The 20,300-nt window shown below is 70.8% G+C and carries 19 protein-coding genes; 14 read left to right on the forward strand and 5 right to left on the reverse strand.

The window, feature by feature from the left end:
* Position 1: 1 nt before the first annotated feature.
* The 6 genes from ACIBX3_RS03355 (at position 2) to ACIBX3_RS03380 (ending at position 4,250) form a co-directional block, all read left to right on the forward strand.
* Entirely contained in the window at positions 2 to 640 is a 639-nt protein-coding gene (locus tag ACIBX3_RS03355) for a GNAT family N-acetyltransferase (protein ID WP_397112575.1), read from the forward strand.
* Positions 641 to 903: 263 nt separating this feature from the next.
* On the forward strand, positions 904 to 1,551 hold the full coding sequence (locus ACIBX3_RS03360) for an HAD family hydrolase (protein ID WP_397112577.1): 648 nt from the start codon (positions 904 to 906) through the stop codon (positions 1,549 to 1,551).
* A gap of 100 nt (positions 1,552 to 1,651) precedes the next feature.
* Positions 1,652 to 2,161, forward strand: coding sequence for a DUF6912 family protein (locus ACIBX3_RS03365; RefSeq protein WP_397112579.1), 510 nt, complete (start codon positions 1,652 to 1,654; stop codon positions 2,159 to 2,161).
* Positions 2,162 to 2,250: 89 nt separating this feature from the next.
* A complete protein-coding gene (locus ACIBX3_RS03370) occupies positions 2,251 to 2,721 on the forward strand; it encodes a hypothetical protein (protein ID WP_397112581.1) in 471 nt (156 codons plus the stop codon).
* An 84-nt stretch (positions 2,722 to 2,805) separates the two neighbouring features.
* A complete protein-coding gene (locus ACIBX3_RS03375; RefSeq protein WP_397112583.1) occupies positions 2,806 to 3,432 on the forward strand; it encodes an HAD family hydrolase in 627 nt (208 codons plus the stop codon).
* A 110-nt stretch (positions 3,433 to 3,542) separates the two neighbouring features.
* On the forward strand, positions 3,543 to 4,250 hold the full coding sequence (locus ACIBX3_RS03380; RefSeq protein ID WP_397112585.1) for an HAD family hydrolase: 708 nt from the start codon (positions 3,543 to 3,545) through the stop codon (positions 4,248 to 4,250).
* Positions 4,251 to 4,318: 68 nt separating this feature from the next.
* On the opposite strand, the gene ACIBX3_RS03385 is transcribed toward ACIBX3_RS03380, so the two are convergent.
* The 3 genes from ACIBX3_RS03385 to ACIBX3_RS03395 all read right to left on the reverse strand — a co-directional run bounded on the left by ACIBX3_RS03385 (position 4,319) and on the right by ACIBX3_RS03395 (position 8,300).
* The gene (locus ACIBX3_RS03385) at positions 4,319 to 5,548 is read right to left on the reverse strand and encodes an MFS transporter (protein WP_397112587.1); all 1,230 of its coding nucleotides are present in this window, start codon (positions 5,546 to 5,548) and stop codon (positions 4,319 to 4,321) included.
* A gap of 158 nt (positions 5,549 to 5,706) precedes the next feature.
* Positions 5,707 to 6,639: a LysR family transcriptional regulator gene (locus tag ACIBX3_RS03390; RefSeq protein ID WP_397112589.1), complete on the reverse strand. Its 933-nt coding sequence runs from the start codon at positions 6,637 to 6,639 to the stop codon at positions 5,707 to 5,709.
* Positions 6,640 to 6,707: 68 nt separating this feature from the next.
* Entirely contained in the window at positions 6,708 to 8,300 is a 1,593-nt protein-coding gene (locus ACIBX3_RS03395; protein WP_397112591.1) for a penicillin-binding transpeptidase domain-containing protein, read from the reverse strand.
* A gap of 87 nt (positions 8,301 to 8,387) precedes the next feature.
* Between ACIBX3_RS03395 and ACIBX3_RS03400 the strand changes: the two genes are divergently transcribed.
* Genes ACIBX3_RS03400 through ACIBX3_RS03410 form a run of 3 tightly spaced genes read left to right on the forward strand, consistent with a single transcriptional unit; the run spans position 8,388 to position 12,198 of the window.
* Entirely contained in the window at positions 8,388 to 9,317 is a 930-nt protein-coding gene (locus ACIBX3_RS03400) for a LysR family transcriptional regulator (RefSeq protein WP_397112593.1), read from the forward strand.
* Positions 9,314 to 10,171: a serine hydrolase gene (locus tag ACIBX3_RS03405; protein ID WP_397112595.1), complete on the forward strand. Its 858-nt coding sequence runs from the start codon at positions 9,314 to 9,316 to the stop codon at positions 10,169 to 10,171. Before ACIBX3_RS03400 ends, ACIBX3_RS03405 begins: the two co-directional genes overlap by 4 nt.
* 59 nt (positions 10,172 to 10,230) lie before the next feature.
* On the forward strand, positions 10,231 to 12,198 hold the full coding sequence (locus ACIBX3_RS03410; RefSeq protein ID WP_397112597.1) for an acetoacetate--CoA ligase: 1,968 nt from the start codon (positions 10,231 to 10,233) through the stop codon (positions 12,196 to 12,198).
* On the opposite strand, the gene ACIBX3_RS03415 is transcribed toward ACIBX3_RS03410, so the two are convergent.
* Both ACIBX3_RS03415 and ACIBX3_RS03420 read right to left on the reverse strand, forming a co-directional pair.
* The gene (locus ACIBX3_RS03415; protein ID WP_397112599.1) at positions 12,182 to 12,745 is read right to left on the reverse strand and encodes an NADPH-dependent FMN reductase; all 564 of its coding nucleotides are present in this window, start codon (positions 12,743 to 12,745) and stop codon (positions 12,182 to 12,184) included. The genes ACIBX3_RS03410 and ACIBX3_RS03415 overlap by 17 nt on opposite strands.
* 11 nt (positions 12,746 to 12,756) lie before the next feature.
* Positions 12,757 to 14,415, reverse strand: a complete 1,659-nt coding sequence (locus ACIBX3_RS03420) for an alcohol dehydrogenase catalytic domain-containing protein (RefSeq protein WP_397112601.1) — start codon at positions 14,413 to 14,415, stop codon at positions 12,757 to 12,759.
* A 106-nt stretch (positions 14,416 to 14,521) separates the two neighbouring features.
* Here ACIBX3_RS03420 and ACIBX3_RS03425 point away from each other — a divergent pair, with 106 nt between their 5' ends.
* From ACIBX3_RS03425 to rhaS, 5 genes are all read left to right on the forward strand, one after another.
* The gene (locus ACIBX3_RS03425) at positions 14,522 to 15,481 is read left to right on the forward strand and encodes an AraC family transcriptional regulator (RefSeq protein WP_397112603.1); all 960 of its coding nucleotides are present in this window, start codon (positions 14,522 to 14,524) and stop codon (positions 15,479 to 15,481) included.
* A 127-nt stretch (positions 15,482 to 15,608) separates the two neighbouring features.
* Positions 15,609 to 17,105 (forward strand): sugar ABC transporter ATP-binding protein, encoded by a 1,497-nt coding sequence (locus ACIBX3_RS03430; protein ID WP_397112605.1) that lies wholly within the window; start codon positions 15,609 to 15,611, stop codon positions 17,103 to 17,105.
* Positions 17,102 to 18,142, forward strand: coding sequence for an ABC transporter permease (locus ACIBX3_RS03435; protein ID WP_397112607.1), 1,041 nt, complete (start codon positions 17,102 to 17,104; stop codon positions 18,140 to 18,142). Before ACIBX3_RS03430 ends, ACIBX3_RS03435 begins: the two co-directional genes overlap by 4 nt.
* Positions 18,143 to 18,231: 89 nt before the next feature.
* Complete coding sequence (locus ACIBX3_RS03440) at positions 18,232 to 19,215, forward strand: ABC transporter permease (RefSeq protein ID WP_397112609.1); 984 nt, start codon at positions 18,232 to 18,234, stop codon at positions 19,213 to 19,215.
* A complete protein-coding gene (rhaS, locus tag ACIBX3_RS03445; protein ID WP_397112611.1) occupies positions 19,212 to 20,300 on the forward strand; it encodes a rhamnose ABC transporter substrate-binding protein in 1,089 nt (362 codons plus the stop codon). The genes ACIBX3_RS03440 and rhaS overlap by 4 nt, the downstream gene beginning before the upstream one ends.

The raw sequence follows: 20,300 nt of genomic DNA on the forward strand, positions 1-20,300 counted from the left end.
TATGCGTAACTGGCCCTTCTTTGACCTCTCCATCACGACACCGCGCCTGGTGCTGCGGATCCCCTCACTCGAAGACGTCGACGAGCTGGGCGACCGCGCCGCCGAGGGCATCCACGAGGAGGGGTTCATGCCGTTCCTGGTGCCCTGGTCGGACACCGAGCCGGCCGAGCGCGCCAGGAGCACGATCCAGTACCACTTCCGCAAATGGAGCGACTTGACGTCGGCCGACTGGTCCCTGCCGCTCGTTGTCGTGCATGAGGGCCAGGTCGTCGGCACGCAGGAGATCGCGGGCAAGAATTTCCTCGTCACCCGCGAGGTCAGCACCGGCTCCTGGCTGGGCCGGCGCTTCCACGGCCAGGGCATCGGCACGGAGATGCGCACGGCCGTCCTGCACCTGGCGTTCGCCGGCGTGGGCGCGCGGCATGCCGTCACGGAGGCGTTCGAGGACAACCACGCCTCGCTGGCGGTGACGCGCAAGCTCGGCTACCGCGAGGACGGGATCACGATTTACGACCGCAAGGGCGCGCCGGTCGTCAGCCAGCGCTTCCGACTCGCCGTGGAGGACTGGACCGAGCCGGAAGGCTTCGAGATCCACGGTCTGGCGAAGTGCCTGCCCCTCCTCGGCCTCGGCCAGACCTGACCCCCGGCTCCCCCGGCGATCGACCCCAGCCGGACGCATTCCTCCAACGGCCGGCCGCGCAGCGTGCCGTACCGGAAGCCGGAGACGAGACACGCATACCCGGCCGGAACCGGCTGCTCGCCGCGTCGCGCGATGGAGTGCCGCCGGCCGCTCGCCCTTCCTGGGCGGGGTGGCCGAGGACGGCCTGTCGGCCCGTGGCGAGGAGTGCCTTTCGGGTCGAGTCCGCGGACGCCTTACCCTAGAACGGGATTTGGGAGGTGGTCGTGGTCACGGGTGTGCTGATCGACTGGGGTGGGGTGCTCACGACCGGTCTCTCCGACGCCATCGCGAAGTGGATCCAGGCGGACAGGATCGACGGCACTCACTATCGCGACGTGATGCGCGAGATGATCGAGCACGCCTACCGCGGCGTGGACGGCGAGAGCACCATCCACGCCCTCGAACGCGGCGAGCTCGACGGCCCGTCCTTCGAGCGCGACCTCGCCGCCCGCCTGCTGACCCTGGACGGCGTGCCACCGGTGGCCGAGGGACTGCTCGAGCGGATGTTCGCGGGGTTCGAGCGGGTGGAGCCGATGTACGACATGTTGCGCGAGGTCCGCGAGCACGGCGTCAAGACGTGCCTGCTGTCCAACTCCTGGTCCAACGAGTACCCCCGCCACGAGTGGGACGGGCTCTTCGACGCGGTGGTGATCTCGGGCGAGGTCGGCATGCGCAAGCCCGAGCCGCGCATCTTCCGCCACGCGCTCGACCAGGTCGGGCTGCCGGGCGAGGAGTGCGTGTTCATCGACGACATCGAGGCCAACATCGTGGCCGCCCGCACGCTCGGCATGACCGGAATCCACCACCGCGACCCGGACACGACCATCACAGAACTCGAGTCTCTCCTACGCCTCACGTTGCGGCGGGCATGATAGTTCCCTTACCCGCTGAGATGGATCCGCGGCGCAGCCGGGACGTCCATCGCGGCACACCGAGCGGAACCGCTCGGTCACAAAGCTCGAAAGGTTCGTGATGCGCGTCTATCTGCCGTGCACTCTGCCCGCCCTGGCGAGGGCGGTCGAGGCGGGAGAGCTGGGCCCGGCCCCGCTGACCGGCTACGCGGTGACTCCCGCGCTGACCGAGTGGTACGCCTCGGGAGACACCGAGGAGCTCGAATACGTCGCACTGACCGAGGCGGCCCGCGCATCGCTGCGGATGCTGGCCGCCGACCGCGCCGACGGCCTCGAGGCCACGCCCCGCCGCGTGGTGGTGGCGGCCGAGGTGCCGGATCCCTCGATCTCCATGGGCGTCGATCTCGAGGAACGCGCGCGGGTGCGCCTCTCCGAGCCGATCCCGCTGGCCAAGGTGGCCTCGGTGCACATCGACGACCTCTACGCGGTGGCCGACATCGAGGCCGCGATCGGCGCGCTGCCCGCCTCGGACCAGGGCGACGACGACGCCCGGTTCACCGTGGACGGGGCGGAGGCGCACGAGCTCATGTGGTACGCGACGCAGGAGATCCCCGACCTGCTCGGATCATGACATAGATCACTTTTACTTGACCTTGCAGAACCGACTCTCGCTAAGGTCCCGACCCAGCACGTTTTTCTTACGCAAGGAGTCGGTACCAAGTGAAGCTTCGAGTTGTGGCGACCGCGATCGGGGCGGCGGCGGTCGCCCTCATCGCAAGCTCCCCCGCCAGCGCGCAGACGCTCTCGCACTATGACCACAAGGACCCGTACAAGACGGGCTGTGCGAGCGGAGCGCGCGTGGTCGAGACCGCAAAGATCATCAGGAAGGACCGCGGCCCGGTCGGCTCGCTCAAGCTCATGTGGTCGGGCAAGTGCAAGACCAACTGGATCGAGGCCAAAACGCCTAAATCCGCGACCGGGACCATCTTCGTGCGCACGGCTGACGGCAGGAAGGACTCCTTCCGCTTCAGTTCCGGCCGCACCAGGCACTGGGGCAACATGCTCATGGCCAACAACATGTGCGCCTGGGGCGGCGCCTCGATCCGGTGGGACGTCCAGCACGGCCCCGGCAAGAGCGGCTCCGGCAAGAGCGCCTTCGGCATGACCGACACGAAGGGAGCCTGCCGCTGAGCTTCCGAGGGGCCGCGACCGGGACGGTCGCGGCCCCTCGGCGTTCACCGGAATGTCATGGCAGCCCCATAAGCTGTACGCAAGATGACAAAGCACATTGTTTGGGATTGGAACGGCACGCTCTTCCACGACATCGACGCCGTGGTCGGAGCCACCAACGAGGTCTTCAGGCCCTACGCGTTGCCGGAGCTGACCGCCGACGGCTTCCGCGCCGTCTACACGCGGCCCATCTGGGTCGCCTACGAGCGCCTGCTCGGCCGTCCGCTGGACGAGGGCGAGTGGGAGCAGCTCGACGACGGGTTCCACGAGCACTACTTCCGGCTGAGCAACGCCTGCGGGCTGGCCGCCGACGCCGAGCCGGCGCTCGCCGGCTGGACGGGCACCCAGTCGCTCTGCTCGATGGCGCCGCACGCCCACCTGGTGCCCAAGGTCGACTCGTTCGGCATCACCAGGCACTTCACCAGGATCGACGGGCTGCTCGGCACCACGGGCGGCGAGAAGGCCGCGCACATGACGGCGCACATCCAGACCCTCGGCGTGGATCCCGGCGAGATCCTGGTGATCGGCGACAGCGTGGATGACGGGCTCGCGGCCAAGCACGTGGGGGCCAGGGCCGTGCTCTACACCGGCGGGATGACCACGCGAGCCGAGCTGAAGGGCACGGGGCTGCCGGTGGTGGACACCCTGGCCGACGCCCTCGACTACGCATAGGCGTCGAGATCCCGTCCGGCATGCTTAAATCGCTCAGACGGCGGCCCTAAGCGGGGCACCGCCCTTACCCTTGCGGTGTCCCCCTTCAGGAGGCTGTCATCAACCGTCTTGTGCTGTGGAACGTCGACCTGACGCTGGTCGACGTCGCCATCGTGGCCAGAGAAGCCTACGCCGAGGCGTTCCGCGCCGTGACCGGGCGTCCGCTGGTCAAGCTCGTGCCGCCGCGGGGCCGGCCGGACTCGGAGATCGTTTTCGAGACGCTCGCCGTCAACGGCGTCCAGGCCGAGGACGATCACTTGCCCAGGTTCCTGTCCGCGCTCGCCGCGGCCTTCGCCGACCGGCGCGGGCGGCTGGCCAAGGAGGGGCGGATGATGCCCGGGGCCAGGGACGCGCTGAGGTCGGTCTCCAGGCTGGACGGCGTGGCGCAGACGGTGCTGACCGGCACGATCAAGAGCAACGCCGTGCTCAAGTTGCAGGCGTTCGGGCTGGACAAGTACATCGACTTCGATCTCGGCGGCTACGGCGAGGAGCCCTACCCCAAGGCGACGCTGCTGCAGGTCGCCCAGGGACGGGCCAAGCAGCGTCTCGGGACGGCCTTCACGGCGGCCAACACCGTGGTGATCGGGGACTCGACGCGGGACGCGCAGGCCGCCAAGATCGGCGGTGCCGCCATGATCGGCGTCGCCTCGGGCCGCTCGATGACTACGGAGCTGCGCGAGGCGGGCGCCGATCTCGTGCTGCCCGACCTGTCCAACGCCTCGGAAGTGGTGTCCGCCGTGGCGTCCCTGACCTCGCCGGCCGGCCGCAAGGCCGGCTGACCCGCCGCCACAGGACGATCCGTCAGCGGGGACGGCGCCCGCCCGTGAGGTCGGGGAGCCGTCGGCGTTCAGCCCGCTGCCTGAGCGCCGCGGCGGGCCGTCATGGCGGCCGTCACCGCGGCGCCGCTCACGACGGAGGCCGCGCCGAGCAGCACCAGGGCGGCGGACAGTCCGCCCAGCGCCCCACCGGCCGCCAGGATCCCGAGCGGGCAGACGAACTGGCCGATGAAGAAGGCCGCCGTCCACAGGCCGGTCCCGCGCCCGCGCTGCGCGAAGTGCAACGGGGAGATCGCCCAGGTGAGCAGGGTGGGCAGGAGCAGGCCGGTGCCGGCACTGGCGACCGTCGCCCCGGCGGCGACCACGACGACGGACGAACCGGCCGCCATGCCGATGAGTCCCAGGCCTGCCAGTCCGAAGGCCACGGGCAGCAGGACCCGCGTGCCGAGCCGGGCGACTCGGGCGAAGGAGATGGCGCCGGCTGCGGTGGCGACCGCGGCGACGGCGCTGACCTGGCCGATGGCGGCGGTGGAGGTGACCCCGATGCCGGACAGGACGAAGGGCAGCTCGACGATCGGCGCGTAGAAGACGATCCCGCCGAACAGCGTGACGGCGCACGGAACGGCCAGGAGCCGCCAGGGGAACGCACCCGCGTCCGCGGCCCCCGGCGCGGGCTCGTGACCGTCCGCCGGCCGCTCGGGCTGCCAGACGAACAGCGCCACGAGAACTGCGAGGACGAGGCTGGTGGCGTACAGCCAGAACGGCGCTCGCCAGCCGACGTCGCCGAGCGCGCCGCCGAGGCCGAAGAACAGCACGGCGGACAGGCTCGTGAACACGGTCTGCAGGCCGAGATAGCGGTCCCGGTCGCGCCCGCTGAAGTAGTCGGCGATGAGCGTGGTGCAGCAGGTCATGATGGCGGCCTCGGCGACGCCGACGCCGGCCCGGCTGGCGACGATGAGCGGCAGCGCGTCGAGCCACAGCGGCGCGGTGCCGAAGAGCGCGTAGCCGATCAGTGCGCCGACGAGGAGCCGCTTGCGGCCGAAGCGGTCCACGACGGCGCCCGCGAACGGCGAAAGCAACCCGATCACCAGGGCGGGAACGGTCAGGGCGATCGGCACCAGGACCTCGACCCCCGGCGTGCTCGCGAACGCCTGTTGCATCCGCGGCAGCACAGGAGCCAGCAGCACGGCGCCGAGGACGGACAGGCAACTGGCGAACAGCAGGATCACGGCCTGCGATCGGCCGGCCGTACGGGTGCCGCTGGTGGCGTGGCCCGCCGCTACGGGCGTTGAGTCGGGCATGTCCCCTCCGAGCAGGGTTGACGTCGTGCGGTGCGGGCGGCGCCGGGGAGGGCCGCGCATCACCGTGTGACGTGCAGTGCAGCAGCGCAGGGGCGGCGAGCGGAAATCACTTTTGTTTCGGGCACATATCCGTGGCGTTGATGAGCCGTGACGGACGCTCACCCAAGCTGCGGCTCCAGCGTGGCGGCTGCCTCGCACAGCAGGCCGCGCAGCCAGCGGTGCGCCGCGTCGTGGTGGTACATCGGATGCCACCACATCGCCTCGACCAACGGCGCCACATCGAATGGGCAGGGCAGCACCCTGATGTCGAGCGCCTTGGCGAGCCGGCGGGCGAGGCGGGCCTGCAGGAGCGCGATCCGGTCACTGCCCGCGACCATCGGCGGCACGGCGGAGAAGCTGTCCACGACGATCCGGACGCGCGGCTCGGTGCCCAGCCAGGCGAGCTGCCGGTCCGCGGGCGTGTACGCGGTCGGGCGGTGGTACACGAACACCCACGGCAGCCGTTCGAGATTCTCCATGGTGAGCCGCTCCCCCACGGCCGGGTTGCCGGCGGCGACGATGCAGACCCAGGCGTCCTCGTACAGGTCGACGCAGGGCAGGTCGCTCAGGTAGCCGTGCGGCAGCACCATGCCGTCGACGGTGCGCAGCGTCTCGGCGGCGTGGTCGACGGCGGCGACGGTGGGCTGCTCCAGCCGCAGCCGCACGCCCGGCGCCCGCTCGGCCAGCACCGCGGAGACGGCCTGGCCGAGCACGACGGTGGCGTAGTCGGACATGACCAGCGTGAACTCGCGTTCCGAGGTCGCCGGATCGAAGTCGGGCACGGCCGCGAAGACCCGCTCCACCCCGGCCAGCGCGGCGCCGGCGCGCTCGGCGAGCTGGGTCGCGAGCGGCGTGAGCTCGTAGCGGTTGCCGACCCGGTGGAGCAGCTCGTCGCCGAAGTGCCTGCGCAGCCGGCCCAGGGCGGCGCTGACGGCGGGCTGACTCAGACCGAGCCGCGCCGCGGCCCGGGTGACGTTGCGCTCCTGCAGGAGGGCGTCCAGCGAGAGCAGCAGGTTGAGGTCGAGGCTGGTCAGCCGCGTACCGGACTTCATATGACTTGGTATATACGAGGTTGATACCGCAGGTGAACAACACGTTCTTCCGTGATGCGGTCGCGCGCCTAGGGCAGGGCGTTGAGGAAGCGGGCCGCGATCGGGGCGGCCACCGCGGAGCCGGCGCCGCCGCCCTCGACGATCACGGCGAAGGCCAGGTCGTCCCGGTAGCCGATGAACCAGGAGTGGGCGGGTGGCTCCTTGCCGGAGCCGTACTCGGCCGTGCCGGTCTTGCCGGCGGTGCCGGGCGGGAAACGTACGGCGTTGGCGGTGCCGTCCGTGACGACGGCGGGCATGAGTTCGCGCAGGGCCGCCACCACGGGGCGCTCCAGCGGGCGGGGGCGGTCGTCCTTGCCCGCGGTGACGAGGCGGGGCGGGATCCAGGCGCCCGAGGCGATGGCGGCGGCCACCGAGGCCATGTTGAGCGGGCTCGCCAGCACCCGGCCCTGGCCGATCGAGGCGGAGGCCAGGTCGGTGTCGTCCTTGGGGTCGGGGAACTCGGCGCGTACGGCGGCCACGCCGGGGCTGATCGGGATGCCGAAGCCGAAGCTCCGCGCGACCTCCGCCAGCCGGCCGCCGTTCAGCGCGGCCACGCTCATCTCGCCGAACGTGGTGTTGCAGGAGTGGGCGAAGGCCTCCTGGAACGACAGCGTGCCGTAGTCCTTGAAGCCGGCGTTGTGGAACGGGAAACCGCCGATGTTCTTCTCGGCCGGGCACGTGACCTGCTCCCGCGGCTCGGCCCCGCCCGCGACCAGCGCCGCTGCCGTCACGACCTTGAACGTCGACCCCGGCGGGTACTTGCCGAGCAGCGCCCGATTGAACCCGCCCGGTTTGTTGACCACCGCGAGGATCTCCCCGGTCGATGCCCGTAGCGCCACCAGCGAGGCCGGCTTGCGCACCCCCTCAAGGGCCTCGGCCCCGGCGCGGTGGACCGCCAGGTCGATCGTCGTCTCGAACGGCGCGGTCCCGTCTGATTCGACGACGGTCTGGATGGCCTTGTCCCCTTGGTAGAGGTCGATCCTGGAGCGGTTCAGAGGGTTGAAGCCATCCGGGTACGACTGCTTGAGCCCCTCGACGAGCTGCTGCACCGAGCCGGGCGCTTCCGGCGTGTTGACCTGGGTGCCGTCGGCGGCCAGGACCCGCGGCGGTTCCGCCTTGACCGCCACCACGCGCAGCGAGCGGCCCTCCTTGAGCAAGGGGTGGAGGGTGGCCGGGGTCCAGGCGACCTTCCAGGCGCGGCCACGTTCGACGAGCTTGAGCTCACCGCTGTACGTCCAGTCCCGTCCGCCGGTCAGCTTGGCCGAGAAGCCTTGGACGTCCTGGCCGGACGCCGCGAAGACCCCCGAGGGGAGAGGGCGGCGGAAGGCGGCGTCGGTGACCTTGAGGTCGGTGCGGAAGCGCTTGTGCCAGGCCTCGAAGCCGGCCGGAGGGTCGGCGACGAGCGCACGCATGGCGGCGTAGTCCTGCGCGGTCCAGGCCGTCAGATACCGGTCGGCCGTCTCCTCCGGCGAACCCTCCGTGCGCAGCGCCCAGACCACGCCTCCCGCCGCGACGACCGGGACCAGGATCGCCGCCGTGATCCACGGCCATCGGCGGCGCCGTCGCCGGGCCGGCAGCTCCGGCTGGAGGTAGGCGTATGGTGTCCCCGTTTGTGGTGCCATGAGGCAGAGGACACCAGAGCCGCGACGGTGGTGTCCAATACTGATATGACGGTTTCATACATATAAATCTGGATATAGTGGCCGGTCATGGACCTGGTCCGCCATCTTCGCTACTTCATCGCGGTGGCGGAGGAACTCCACTTCGGCAACGCCGCGATCCGGCTCGGCATGGCGCAGCCGCCGCTCAGCCAGCGCATCAAGCGCCTGGAGGAGGAGCTCGGCACCAGGCTGTTCGACCGCTCGGCCCGCCAGGTGCGGCTCACCGAGTCGGGCCGGCTGCTGCTGGCCGAGGCCCGCGAGATCGTGGCCAGGGTGGACCGGCTGCACGAGCTGGCCAGGCACGGCGAGGGCGCCGTGCTCAAGGTCGGCGTGCCGCCCGACCTGGCCGCCGCCGTGATCGCCGCCCTGGTCGCGGGTTTCCGCCAGACCAACCCCGAGGTACGCCTCGCGCCCGCCGAGATCTGGACTGCCGACCAGGTGACCGCGCTGGCCGAAGGGACGATCGACATCGGCCTCGTACGCCATCCCGTGTCCGCGCCCGGCCTGCGGTTCGGCGAGGTCCTCGTCCAGCTCCAGGGCGTGCTGCTGGCGGCCGGTGATCCGCTGGCCGGGGTCGGCGAGGTGCACCTGGCCGATCTCGCCGGGCGGGAGCTGCTGATGCCGCCCAAGGAGGGCGAGCCGGGCATGCACGCCGAGATGTTGTCGGAGTGCCGCCGCCACGGCTACGTGCCCCCGCAGGTGCACCAGGGCGCCGGTCTGGGGTTGGTGCTGGCGGGCGCGGCGGTGGCGTTCGGGCCGCGGGTCGAGGTCCCGGGGCTGGCCTGGCGGCCGCTGCTAGGCTCGCCGATCGCGTGCCGGGTCTCCACGGCCTGGCGTGTGACGACGGCCCCCGTCAATGAGCTGGTCGGCGATTTCTCGGCCGTGGCCGTACGGACGTTGAAGGAGAGCGCCGGGATGAGCGACGACGGCGCCGTGCCCCCGCGGCGGATCAGCCGCAGGCCGGGGATGATGGCATGAGGGGGCCCGACTTCGAGACGCTGTTCCGCGTGGCGGGCGTCACCGGCTGGCTGTACGCGGCCGACATCGACTCCGGGCGGGAGGTCGGCCACGGGGCCGACGAGCGGCTGCCCACGGCGTCGATGTTCAAGGTGCCGCTGCTGGTCGAGTTCTGCCGGCAGGCCGACGCCGGGCTGCTCGACCCCACCGGCAGGGTGACGGTGACGGCCGGCGACCGGGTGACGGGGCCGACGGGGATCTCGGCGATGCTCGACGACGTGACGATCTCGCTGCGCGACCTGGCGTACCTGATGATCGCGGTGAGCGACAACAGCTCGGCCGACGTGCTGCTCGGCCGGGTGGGGATCGACGCGGTCAACGCCATGCTGGCCAAGTTCGGGCTGGAGGCGACCCGGGTGACGCAGAGCTGCAGGGACTTCAATGACAGCATGCGCAGGGACACCGGGCACGGGTGGCCGTACCTGGATCCGGACGAGGTGGCACGGCTGAGCGCGCTCGACCCCGCGCGGGCCAACCGCAGCACCCCGCGCGAGATGGCGCGGCTGTTCGGGCTGATCTGGCGGGACGAGGCGGCCTCGCGGGCGTCGTGCGCCTGGATGCGTACGGTGCTCAACATGCAGGTGTGGCCGCACCGGCTGGCCTCCGGCTTCCCGTACGACGACGTCGCGGTCAGCGGCAAGACCGGCACGCTGCCGACGCTGCGCACCGAGTCCGGCGTCGTCGAATACCCCGACGGCAGGCGCTACGCGGTGGCGGTCTTCACCCGGTCCTTCAGCACCGCGCTCATCCAGCCGCGGGCGGACGCCGTCATTGGCACGGCGGCGCGTATGGCGGTGGACCACCTACGGAGATAGCTAGTTGTGTGGAGGGTACAGGTATGACTCTCCATTGATCGCGCGACAGGATGGGGCACATGGTTGCTGAGGGCGAGCTTCTCTGGGAGCCGAGCGAAGAGGTGATCGCGAAGGCCAGGCTGACCCGCTACCTGGAGTGGCTGGGGCGGCCGGGTGAGGCCTACGAGGACGTGTGGCGGTGGTCCGTCGATCGTCCCGAGGAGTTCTGGGCGTCGATCTGGGACTACTTCGACGTGATCGGGGAGCGCGGCGCCGGGCCCGTCCTGTCCGGGACGATGCCCGATGCCACATGGTTCGCCGGGAGCTCGCTCAACTACGCCGAGAACGCGCTGCGCCGCACCGAGGGCACCGCCCTCGTCTTCGTGTCCGAGGACGGCGCCCGGCAGGAGCTGACCTACGCCGAGCTGCGCGAGGAGGTCGCCCGCGTCCGGGCCGGGCTGGCCCGGCTCGGTGTGCGGCGCGGCGACCGGGTGGCCGGCTACCTGCCGAACATCCCGCAGGCGCTGATCGCCTTCCTCGCCACGGCCTCGCTGGGCGCGATCTGGTCGGCCGGCTCGCCCGACTTCGGGGTGCCGAGCATCGTCGACCGGTTCAAGCAGATCGAGCCCAAGGTGCTCATCGCGGTCGACGGCTACCACTACAACGGCAAGGGCTACGACCGCTCGCACGCGGTCAACGAGATCGCCTCCGAACTGCCCTCGCTGCGCGCGACCGTGTGGATCCCGTATCTGGCGGCGGCTGACGAGGGCCGCGCGCCTCAGCAGGCCGAGCCCACCCCGGCGCACACCGAGGAGCTGCCCCAAGGCGAGGTGATCGGCTGGGAGGGGCTACGGGCCGAGGAGGGGCCGCTGGAGTTCGAGCGGGTTCCGTTCGGCCATCCCCTGTGGATCCTCTACTCCAGCGGCACGACCGGGCTGCCGAAGCCGATCGTGCACGGCCACGGCGGCGTCGTGCTGGAGCACCTCAAGTCGCTCTCGTTCCACCAGGATCTGGGCGAGGGCGATGTGTTCTTCTGGTACACCACCACGGGCTGGATGATGTGGAACTACCTCGTCGGCGCCTTGCTGGTGGGGGCCGTGCCGGTGATGTACGACGGCTCGGCCACGCATCCGTCGCCCACCACGCTGTGGCGGATCGCCCACTCGGAAGGGGTGACGTACTTCGGGGTCGGGGCGCCGTACATCATGGCCTCACTGAAGGCCGGCATCCAGCCGTCCGGTCTGGAGCGGCTGCGGGGCATCGGCTCGACCGGGTCGCCGCTGCCGCCCGAGGGGTTCGCGTGGGTGGCCGAGCAGTTGCCCGGGGTTCCGATCGGGTCGTTCTCCGGCGGTACCGACGTGTGCACGGGGTTCGTCGGGGCGACCGTGCTCCATCCGATCCGGGCGGGGATCATCCCGTGCCGGTCGCTGGGGGCGAAGGTGGAGTCGTACGACCCCCTGGGCAAGCCGATCACCGGCGAGGTGGGCGAGCTGGTGCTGACGCAACCGATGCCGTCCATGCCGGTGATGTTCTGGAACGACCCCTCCGGCGAGCGGTACGCCGAGAGCTACTTCGACGTCTATCCCGGCGTGTGGCGGCACGGCGACTGGATCAAGATCAACGAGGACGGCAGCTGCGTGATCTACGGCCGCTCGGACTCGACGCTCAACCGGGGCGGCGTCCGGATGGGCACCAGCGAGTTCTACCGGGTGGTCGAGCGGTTCGAGGAGATCGCCGACAGCCTCGTGATCGACACGGGGCAGCTCGGCCAGGAAGGAAGGCTCCTCCTGTACGTGACGCTCGCCGAAGGCGCCACGCTCACCGAATCGCTGGAACGGACGCTGTGCGACGCGCTGCGTACCGAACTGTCGCCCCGGCACGTGCCGAACGAGATCCGCGTCGTTCCCGGCATCCCCCGCACCCTTTCGGGCAAGAAGCTGGAGGTTCCGGTCCGCAAGATCCTGCTCGGCACGCCTGTGGAGGAGGCCGCCAACCCGGACGCGATGGCCAACCCGGAGGTGCTCCAGCACTTCAGGCCGCAGTCCTGAGTGGCTTGAGCGCGCTGCTCCAGGCCACGACCTGGTCGAGCATGGTGGCGACCATGGCCTCCTGCCGCTCGGCGGGCCGGAAGACCGTGAAGCCCTCGAAATCGTGCTGCAGTGAGAGCGCGACCTGCGCCGGCACGTCAGCCACCTTGAGCTGGCCGAGCACCTGCCTGAGATGCTCGGCCGCCCGGACGCCGCCGTCCACGCCGTAGCTGACCAGCCCCGCGGCCTTGTCCTGCCATTCGTCGTACAGGTAGTCGATGGCGTTCTTCAGCGAGCCGGAGGTGGAGTGGTTGTACTCCGGAGTGACGAAGACGAAGCCGTCGAAAGAGGCGATGTGCTCCGACCATGCCCGGGTGTGGTCGTGAGCGTACTGGCTCATGGCGGCCGGCATGGGCTCGTCGAGGTGGGGCAGGGCGAAGCCGGCCAGGTCGATCAGCTCGAAATGGGCGTCGTCCCGCTTGACCGCCAGGTCGTGGACCCAGCGGGCCACGTTCTCCCCGTTGCGGCCCGGGCGGGTGCTGCCGATGATGATGCCAATCTTGATCATTTATTGCTTCCTCAAAGATAGATCGTGATTTTTCCGCGGATGTCGCCTGACTCCGCTCTTCGGTGGATTTCGGCGAGCTCGGACAGCGGGTGTGACTCCGCGATCTCGACTGCGAGGTTTCCCGCGTCGATCAGGGCCGCCATCCGGGCGAGCTGCTCGGGCTCGTTCCGCATGACGAAATGCGTGCCGCCCTCGATCGGGGTGGCGATCGTGACGATCATCCGGGCGAGCCCGGCCAACTCCCTGGCCGCGTCCCCGGGGACCGGGATCAGGTTCAGCAGCACGTCCATGTCGCCGGGCAGCGGGACCGCGGTGTAGTCGATCACCTCGTCCGCACCGTGCTGTTTCACCGCGGCGGCGCTGCGCGGGCTCGCCGTGGCGGTCACGTGCGCGCCCGCCAGCTTGGCGAACTGCACGGCGAACACGCCGACCCCGCCGCCCGCACCGTTGATCAGCACGCGCTGACCCTTGGTGATGCGGGCGTGGTCGAAGACCGCCTGCCAGGCGGTGAGCCCGGCCACGGGGACGGCGGCGGCGTCGGCGAGCGGAATGCTCTCCGGCGCCCTGGCCAGGAGGTCCGCGGGTGCCACGGCGTACTCGGCCGCCGCGCCGCTCACCAGGCCGTAGACCCGGTCGCCCGGGGCCAGGGAGCCGACGCCCGCGCCGGTCTCCACGACCGTGCCGGAGACGTCCCAGCCGAGCGTGTGCGGCAGGCTCGCCTGGAACACCTCGGGCAGCAGCCCCGAACGCAGGCCGACCTCCGAGGGATTGAACGCCGTGGCGGCCACCTCGATGAGGACCTCTCCGGGGCCGGGCCGGGGCGGGGGCGTCTCCTCCTGGCGGATCTCGGAGGCGTCCCCGAACCGGCGGATGCGGGCCGCCCGCATCGTGGGCGGCGCCCCGGGGACGGTGCGGAAGTCGCCGGCGTGCTCGGCCGCCCACTCACGGAACGTCCGCGCCGGGGCCTTGGTGACCTCCTCGACCGTCGAGGTGACCGGCGCGGGTTCGGCCGCCTGCGCCCGCAGCACCTCGTCCACCACGCCGGGAGGCCAGCCCTTGGCCAGCAGGTCCGCCCGGGCGCGCTCCAGCGGGACCTCCTCCCAGCGGGCCGGGATCCCGGTGACCTCGGAGATGATCCGCACCTGTGCGGCCTGGGCGATCGATTCGGGGCCGGTGAGCTCGTAGGCGGCGCCGTGGTGCCCGTCGTCCAGCAGCGCCCGTACCGCCACGGCGGCGATGTCCCGCTCGTGCACCACCGGCGCGGCGGCCGAGCCGTACGCGCCGCGTACCGTTCCCGCCCGCACGTGGCGGGCCCACCGCAGCGCGTTGGCCGCGAAGGCGTGCGGGCGCAGGAACGTCCATTCCGCGCCCGACCCCTCGATCAGCCGCTCGACCTCGCGTTCGTGGTCGCGCAGCGCGGCCGAGGACAGGTAGACCATCCGCCGGGCCCGCGACGCGACGGCCTCGACCATCTCCCGTGCCCCTTCGGCCGTGGCGAACGGCCACACCAGGTACACCGCGTCCACCTCGTCCAGCGGCAGCGACCCGGGATCGGTCAGATCCCCTGTGCTCCTGCTCAGGGTCGTGACCTCGGCCCCCGCCTCCCGCAACAGCTCCACCACATGCCGGCCGACCGTTCCGGTCGCGCCGGTCACCAAGACTCGGCTCATCAGGCACCTCTTTCGTTGTCAGCAACCGTAGAGGCGTAAAGAGAGATGACCAATGCGTCATGATCTGCAATTCATACGTCAACGTCTCGCAAGGTAGTGTTCCGCTATGGACGTGCTCAGCGATGTGATCGCCATCATGCGCACCGGGCAGCCCCGCTCGGCCCGCGTCGCATGGCACGCCCCCTGGGGGCAGCGCTTCCCCGCCGTTCCGGGGTCGGCCGGGTTCCAGGTGGTCCTGCAGGGGTCAGGCTGGCTGCTCCCGCCGGACGGGCAGCCGATCGTGCTGTCCGTGGGCGACGTGCTCTTCTTCCCCCACGGACACGGCTACGCCATGGCTGACAACCCGTCCACGCCGGTGGCCGAGCCGGAGTGCGACCCGCTGGAGGACGGCGACCTGTTCACCTCCGCGTCGATCGACGGCCCGGGCGCGGCCACGGTGCTGCTGTGCGGCGGATACCGGCTCGACCCGGCCCGGGCTCACCCGGTCCTGCGGGACCTGCCCGAGATGATCCACCTGCCGGCCAGGCTCGGGCTCCATCCCGAGCTGCGCGCCGCTGTGGAGTTACTGGGCGCCGAGGTCCAGCACCCGCGCCTGGGCGCCGACACGGTCGTCTCTTCCCTGCTGGACATGCTCTTACTGTTCATCCTGCGGGCCTGGTTCGAGGCCGAGCACGGGCAGTGCGAGGTCTCGGGGTGGGCGGCGGCGCTGGCCGATCCGGGCATCAGCGCCTCGCTCGACGCGATGCACCGCGACCCCGCGCGCGCGTGGACGGTGGCGGAGCTCGGCTCACAGGCGGGGCTGTCGCGGGCGGCCTTCGCGCGCCGGTTCGCCGCGCTGGTGGGGCAGCCGCCGTTGACATACCTCACCTGGTGGCGGCTGGCCAGTGCGGGCCGCCTGCTGCGGGAGACGGACGCGCCGCTGAGCGAGATCGCCGCCCGGGTGGGCTACGGGTCGGAGTTCGCCTTCGCCAACGCGTTCAAGCGGGAGTACGGCATGGCGCCTGGCAGGTACCGCCGCGATGGCTGCCCGACGCCGCTTCCCTCGAGTGAAGTTGTTAAAACGTAACAATTCACTCAAGGCCCGTGTCCATCGGATCTCTTGTGAAATCTCCCGTTAACTGGTCATTGACGCGCTGCCGGTCGCTGCCTTACTTTCCTCCCACCGATTAAAACGATTTTTCCGGGAAAGTCGGATGGATCATACTCCCGTCCTGTCCCTCTCACGGGTCAGTAAGGCGTTCGGCGCGGTGCGCGCCGTACGCGAGGTCTCTCTAGAGCTGTACGCCGGCGAGGCGCATGCCCTCGCCGGCGAGAACGGCGCGGGCAAGTCCACGCTCGTGAAGATCCTCTCGGGCGTGCACCGGCCCGACTCCGGGCAGATCCTGCTGGACGGCGCGCCGGTGGAGTTCGCCGGGCCGGCGGACGCGCAGAAGGCCGGGGTCGCGGTGATCTTCCAGGAGCCGACCCTGTTCCCCGACCTGTCGGTCACGGAGAACATCTTCATGGGCCGCCAGCCGCGCGCCCGCCTCGGCATCGACCGGCGGGCCATGCGGACGGCCGCCGCCGAGCTGTTCACCCGGCTCGGCGTGCAGCTCGACCCCGACCAGCCGGCCCGCGGCCTGTCGATCGCGGACCAGCAGCTCGTGGAGATCGCCAAGGCGCTGTCGCGGCAGGCGCGGGTGCTCATCATGGACGAGCCCACCGCCGCGCTGTCCGGCAAGGAGGTCGCCCGGCTGTTCGGCGTGGCCAAGGCGCTGCGCGAGCAGGGGTGCGCGGTGCTGTTCATCTCGCACCGGCTGGAGGAGATCTTCGAGCTGTGCCAGCGGGTCACCACGCTGCGCGACGGCGCCTTCGTCGCCGCCGACATGATCGCCGACATCACCCCCGACGACCTGGTACGCCGCATGGTGGGCAGGGAGCTGGAGGCCCTGTTCCCCAAGCAGGAGACGGACGTGGGAGAGGTGGCGCTCAGCGTACGCCGGCTCACCCGCGAAGGCGTCTTCACCGACGTGTCGTTCGAGGTACGACGGGGCGAGATCGTCGCTCTGGCCGGCCTGGTCGGGGCCGGCCGCAGCGAGGTCGCCAGGGCCGTCTTCGGCATCGACCGGTGGGACGCCGGAAGCGTGGAGGTGGACGGGAAGCGGCTGCGGTCCGCCAGCCCCACCGCGGCGATGGCGGCCGGGCTGGCGCTGGTCCCCGAGGACCGGCGGCAGCAGGGCCTGGTCATGGACCTGTCCATCGAGCGCAACATCGGGCTCGCCGGCCTCGCCGCCCTGCACCGCGGCCCGCTGATCTCGCGGCTCGCCGAGCGGGAGCGGGCCAGGGACTGGGCGGTGCGGCTGCAACTGAAGTTCGCCCGCCTGACGGACGCGGTGAACGTGCTGTCCGGCGGCAACCAGCAGAAGGTCGTCCTGGCCAAGTGGCTGGCGCGCAAGCCGTCGGTGCTCATCGTGGACGAGCCTACGCGCGGGATCGACGTGGGCACCAAGGCCGAGGTGCACCGGCTGCTGTCGGAGCTGGCGGGCAACGGGGTGGCGGTGCTGATGATCTCGTCAGAGCTGCCCGAGGTGCTGGGCATGGCGGACCGGGTGCTGGTCATGCACGAAGGACGGCTGGTGGCCGAGATCGACCGCGCGGACGCGACGGAGGAGACCGTGATGGCGGCAGCGACCGGAAGGAGCGTCGCGTGACCACCACAGCCACCAAGACGGAGACGGCCACGCGCAACAGCGGGAGGCGGCTCGTGGACCGGGTCGCCCGGGTGCGCGAGCTGGGCATCGTGGTCGCCCTGGCCGTCCTGTTCGGCGTCACGGGCGCGGTGAACCCGAGCTTCCTGACCTACGCCAGCCTGCGCGACATCCTGCTCAACTCAGCCATTATCGCCCTGCTCGCCGTCGGCCAGACCCTCGTCGTGATCACCCGGAACGTGGACCTGTCGGTCAGCTCCGTGGTGGGCCTGTCGGCGTTCGGCGGCGCGCTGGTGCTCGCCGACCACCCCGGCGTGCCGATCCCGGTCGTGATCGCCGGGTGCGTGGTGCTCGGCGCGGTCTGCGGGGCCGTCAACGGGCTGCTCGTCGGGGCCGCCAAGGTGCCCGCGCTGGTGGCCACGCTCGGCACCCTGTACGCCTTCCGCGGCATCGACTACGCCTGGGCGGGCGGCCGGCAGGTGAACGCCGCCGACATGCCTGACGCCTTCCTGGCCCTGGGCACGCGCTCGGTGCTCGGGGTGCCGCTGCCCGCGCTGGTCGCCCTGGCCGTGCTGCTGGTCGTCGGCTGGATGCTGCGCAACCTGCGCTCCGGCCGCGAGCTGTACGCCATCGGTTCCAGCCCCGAGGCCGCGATGCTGGCCGGGATCCAGGTCCGGCGCAGGATCACCGCGGCGTTCGTCGCCAGCGGCGCGCTGGCCGGGCTCGCGGGGGTCATGTGGGCCGCCCGCTTCGGAACCGTGGACGCGACCGTGGCCACCGGCAAGGAGCTCGACGTGGTCGCGGCCGTGGTGGTGGGCGGCGTGGCGATCTTCGGCGGCAGCGGCACCGTGTACGGAGCCGCGCTGGGGGCGCTGCTGCTGACCGGCATCACCAGCGCGCTGGCCGTGCTGCGAGTGGACGCGCTGGCGCAGACCGCCATCAACGGCGCCCTGCTGATCGCCGCCATCGTCCTCGACCGGGTGCTCGCCCTGCGCGTCGCCGCCGCGCTCCGCCGCCGGAGGTTCCACGATGACCGCTGATTCAGGCACAAAGGGGCGGCGCCCTGCTGGGCGGCGGAGTGGCATTGGTTGGCCCTGTTCCGGGGCGGTCGATCGTTGGAGGTGTTTCGATGAGCGTTGACCTTGGGAAGGTCGCCCGCCGCTGGGAGGGCCTGATCCTCGCCCTGCTCGTCGGCGTCGCTGTCTGGGCGTCGCTGGGCGTGGATGGGTTCGCCAACGGCTCCAACGTCTCGTTCCTGCTCCTCGACACCACCGAGATCGCCCTCATGGCCCTGACCATGACCTTGGTCATCGTCGCGGCCGAGATCGACCTGTCCGTGGCGTCCACACTGGGCCTGTCCTGCGCCGTGCTCGGCTGGCTGTGGAACGCGGGACTCTCGATCGAGATGATCATGCCGATCTGCCTGCTGGTCGGAGCCGCGTGCGGCGCTCTGAACGGCCTGCTCGTCACCCGGCTCGGCCTGCCCTCGCTGGCGGTGACGATCGGGACGTTCGCCCTGTTCCGCGGCCTGGCGTACGTGATGCTCGGCGACCAGGCGGTCGCCGACCTGCCGCCCGCCTACACCAGCCTGGCGACGGCCTCGGTCGGCCCGGTCCCGCTGATGACGGTGCTGGTCGCGGTGCTGGCGGCGGTTGCGGCCGTGGTGCTGCACGCGACGGGCCTCGGCCGATCGATCTTCGCGCTCGGCTCGAACGAGGAGGCCGCGTACTTCTCCGGCATCCGGGTCAAGCGGATCAAGTTCTGGCTGTTCGTGGCCTCCGGGGTCATGGCCTCGCTGGCGTCCCTGGTCTACACGTTCAGGTACGCCAGCGCCCGCGCCGACAACGGCGTCGGCCTGGAACTGGCCGTGGTGGCCGCCGTGCTGCTGGGCGGGGTGTCGATCTTCGGCGGCCGGGGAACGCTGCCCGGGGTCCTGATGGCGGTGCTGCTGCTCGGCGTCGTACGCAACGCGCTGATCCTCGCGGACGTAGCCAATGAGGTCCTCAACTTCGTGACGGGCCTGCTGCTCGTCGCATCCGTGCTGGCGCCGAACTTGGGGGCGTTCTGGCGGCGGCGCACATCACCACAAATGGAAGGGAAGTCCGTTTCATGACTACGCGTACCCCCTGGCGGCACACAGCTCTCCTGGCCGGGCTCGTTCTGATGACTGCCGCGTGCGGCGGCGGCACCACAAGGAGCGACGTCCAGCAGGAGCAGTCCTCCGCCCCGGCCGCCACCGCCGCGTCGTCGGCCGCGGCCGACCCGAACGCCCCGCTCAAGCAGGGCTTGAAGATCGCCTTCCTGCCGAAGCAGGTCAACAACCCGTACTTCACGATCGCCGACAACGGCGGCATCGAGGCGGCCAAGGAGTTCGGCGGCGAGGGCAAGGAGGTCGGGCCCTCCGACGCCAACGCGTCCTCGCAGGTGTCCTACATCAACACGCTGATGCAGCAGAAGCAGGACGCCATCGTCATCTCCGCCAACGACCCGAACGCCGTCGTGCCCGCGCTCAAGCAGGCCAAGGCGGCCGGGATCAAGGTCGTCAGCTACGACTCCGACACCGCCCCCGACGGCCGCGACGTGTTCGTCAACCAGGCCAGCCCCGAGGACCTCGGCCGTACCGAGGTGCAGCTCCTGGCCGAGCAGATCGGCCACAAGGGCAAGATCGCCGTCCTGTCCGCCACGCCGAACGCGACCAACCAGAACACCTGGATCGAGTTCATGAAGGACGAGCTCAAGAAGCCCGAGTACAAGGACATGGAGCTCGTCAAGGTCGCCTACGGCAACGACGACGACCAGAAGTCGTTCACCGAGACCCAGGGACTCCTGCGCTCGTACCCGGACCTGGCGGGCATCATCTCGCCCACCACGGTGGGCATCGCGGCGGCCGCCCGCTACCTGTCGGACTCGCCGTACAAGGGCAAGGTCAAGCTGACCGGGCTCGGCACGCCCAACCAGCTGCGGAAGTTCGTCAAGGACGGGACCATCGAGGCGTTCGAGCTGTGGAACCCGGCCGACCTGGGCTACCTGGCCTCGTACGCGGCCGCCGCCCTGGCCTCCGGGCAGATCACCGGCGCCGAGGGCGAGAAGTTCAAGGCCGGCAAGCTCGGCGAGTACACGATCGGCGCGAAGGGCGAGGTGCTGCTCGGCAAGCCGACCGTGTTCAACAAGGACAACATTGACAAGTTCGACTTCTGA

This window comes from Nonomuraea sp. NPDC049480 (assembly GCF_044465905.1).
Lineage (GTDB): Bacteria > Actinomycetota > Actinomycetes > Streptosporangiales > Streptosporangiaceae > Nonomuraea.

Excerpts from the sequence above, each read along its gene's own strand:
- ACIBX3_RS03355 (WP_397112575.1), top strand. The coding sequence starts at position 2 with ATGCGTAACTGGCCCTTCTTTGACCTCTCCATCACGACACCGCGCCTG.
- ACIBX3_RS03395 (WP_397112591.1), bottom strand. The coding sequence starts at position 8,300 with ATGGCACCACAAACGGGGACACCATACGCCTACCTCCAGCCGGAGCTG.
- ACIBX3_RS03415 (WP_397112599.1), bottom strand. The coding sequence starts at position 12,745 with ATGATCAAGATTGGCATCATCATCGGCAGCACCCGCCCGGGCCGCAAC.
- rhaS (WP_397112611.1), top strand. The coding sequence starts at position 19,212 with ATGACTACGCGTACCCCCTGGCGGCACACAGCTCTCCTGGCCGGGCTC.
- ACIBX3_RS03375 (WP_397112583.1), top strand. The coding sequence starts at position 2,806 with ATGACAAAGCACATTGTTTGGGATTGGAACGGCACGCTCTTCCACGAC.
- ACIBX3_RS03400 (WP_397112593.1), top strand. The coding sequence starts at position 8,388 with ATGGACCTGGTCCGCCATCTTCGCTACTTCATCGCGGTGGCGGAGGAA.
- ACIBX3_RS03425 (WP_397112603.1), top strand. The coding sequence starts at position 14,522 with ATGGACGTGCTCAGCGATGTGATCGCCATCATGCGCACCGGGCAGCCC.
- ACIBX3_RS03385 (WP_397112587.1), bottom strand. The coding sequence starts at position 5,548 with ATGCCCGACTCAACGCCCGTAGCGGCGGGCCACGCCACCAGCGGCACC.
- ACIBX3_RS03430 (WP_397112605.1), top strand. The coding sequence starts at position 15,609 with ATGGATCATACTCCCGTCCTGTCCCTCTCACGGGTCAGTAAGGCGTTC.
- ACIBX3_RS03390 (WP_397112589.1), bottom strand. The coding sequence starts at position 6,639 with ATGAAGTCCGGTACGCGGCTGACCAGCCTCGACCTCAACCTGCTGCTC.
- ACIBX3_RS03365 (WP_397112579.1), top strand. The coding sequence starts at position 1,652 with ATGCGCGTCTATCTGCCGTGCACTCTGCCCGCCCTGGCGAGGGCGGTC.
- ACIBX3_RS03440 (WP_397112609.1), top strand. The coding sequence starts at position 18,232 with ATGAGCGTTGACCTTGGGAAGGTCGCCCGCCGCTGGGAGGGCCTGATC.
- ACIBX3_RS03405 (WP_397112595.1), top strand. The coding sequence starts at position 9,314 with ATGAGGGGGCCCGACTTCGAGACGCTGTTCCGCGTGGCGGGCGTCACC.
- ACIBX3_RS03420 (WP_397112601.1), bottom strand. The coding sequence starts at position 14,415 with ATGAGCCGAGTCTTGGTGACCGGCGCGACCGGAACGGTCGGCCGGCAT.
- ACIBX3_RS03410 (WP_397112597.1), top strand. The coding sequence starts at position 10,231 with ATGGTTGCTGAGGGCGAGCTTCTCTGGGAGCCGAGCGAAGAGGTGATC.